General features: G+C 27.8%; 2 protein-coding genes. Both read right to left on the reverse strand.

The annotated features are described in order from the left end of the window. Window positions 1-797: 797 nt before the first annotated feature. A complete protein-coding gene (locus VIM70_RS07660; RefSeq protein WP_331945159.1) occupies window positions 798-1,142 on the reverse strand; it encodes a DUF2334 domain-containing protein in 345 nt (114 codons plus the stop codon). Further along, a partial coding sequence (locus tag VIM70_RS07665) for a DUF2334 domain-containing protein (protein ID WP_331945160.1) occupies window positions 1,142-1,848 on the reverse strand: 707 nt, incomplete at its 5' end. The genes VIM70_RS07660 and VIM70_RS07665, both read right to left, overlap by 1 nt.

A 1,848-nucleotide genomic window follows, 5' to 3' on the forward strand; every position in this document is an offset into this window, starting at 1 on the left:
GGCAATAATTTAATTTGGAATCTATCTTCTCCTACAATAAATGGCATCGTATCAACCCCTTACAGTATATATTCGACACCAATGAGCTAATTCCTTTTTGATTTAAAACTTACTGTATTAATTGTTAGACAGACTCACGTGAACCTCTCAGCTAATACGGCTCCAATCATTCGGCTGTTGGTAATATTCCCATTTTCCAATGTGCAAACAAATTTCTATCCATTTTTGCATTGCTTCCTAACCACTATTCTGCTCTTCGCTGTGTTTTCTTTTCTTATGTTTTCTTCGAACCCACTTTACTAAAGCATTATTGATATATCTTATTACTGCATACATTTCGGTTTTAATCAAGTGTTATTAGTTATATAATTTTGCACTATTCGTTACTATTTCTCATAAAATAGATTGAATGTAGATCAGAATCATAACTCCATAACTATGGATCTATAGTTTCAAATATTACACTTTAACTGATGTAAAAAAAATCAGCTATGCCTTACAACCTTGGCAGAATGTATCTTATAACTGAGGAACAATTTAATGAGGTACACATAAAGACCTTTACCATTTTTAAAATGTTCACTAAAAATTTGCCTGTGCAGAAATATTTAAAAGTAATTGAAGACGGGATAAGTGAAACGTACACAAATTTATCGAAGTATGAAATAGAAGATTATCTGAAATCAAGTATAAATAATTAGTAGGTTTAATGACACGATGCCCCACAGAATTTGTGGTGCCTTATAATTCTTGTATCTAGGTAAATCACTTTACAATATTAGTACTAAAGGAATAACTTATACTGATGAATTACAACTACTTAACTCCTTAATAGATATAAATTTATAACCATTTTGATTAAATGTCCTAATAATTTGGTGAAGTACAGAATTTTCATCATATTTATAAATTGGATATTGATCATCATTTTTAACAATTTTTATAAATTCAAATTCAATATTAGGATGATAAAATAAACTTCCTAAGTCATTATTTTTCAAATTATTTATTTTTCTCAGCATATTGTTTAAGTCCTCTTTACCGTCCACGTAATTAAGCAGTGTAGGAACATATATGGTTTTCTTATTACTTCCTTTGTATTTACTATTTGGATCATAAATGTAATTAAAATATTTCTCCATTATATTATGTTGATAGTTGTTGCTCCATAATGTGGTGTTTCAAAGCAAATATATGGCAAATCTAAATCATTAGCGCATTTTATAGCTAACTCTAGTCTCTCGCAAATATTTTTTTCATCAGTATTATATTTTTCGCTAAATTCATTATCATCTATACTGACCCCATTCTTAAATTGATGTGTATAGCCATGAATCCCAATAAACCCATTTTTATTAATTAAATAGTCCATTGTAAAAACAAAATCTGCATTATACATGTTATTGATTTTTGATGGGTCATTATCAATGTTTTTAGTTTTATCTATATAACGAGGTACCCATGCAATATGAAAAGGAACTCCACATGAGTAGAGATAATCACCTATCACTCTCAATTTTTCTAATTGCTGCGCTGTCTTATATCTTTGTGCAGCTGTTATGTCCTCGAACCTTATTAGTGCATGTTTTGAACTGGACAGATTTTTCGCTAAAGGAACAATTTTTTCTCTATTCCAAAATAAGTTGATATTCTTATTTTCTATATTCCATTTTGCTTTTAAATCTAACATTGTAACTAAATCAAACAAAGAAATGTATATAACATCATTATTTTTGATAATATTCTTTTTTAGATTGAATTTTACATTATGCTCATCATCGTACCAATATTTTTTATTTTTAATATTTATAAAAATATTTTTATTATTAATACTGATATCTATTACAT

The organism is Clostridium sp. (assembly GCF_036569345.1).
In the GTDB taxonomy this organism is placed as follows: Bacteria; Bacillota; Clostridia; order Clostridiales; family Clostridiaceae; genus Clostridium_AD.

Coding starts and splice junctions, on each gene's coding strand:
- VIM70_RS07660 (WP_331945159.1), bottom strand. CDS start 1,142: ATGGAGAAATATTTTAATTACATTTATGATCCAAATAGTAAATACAAA.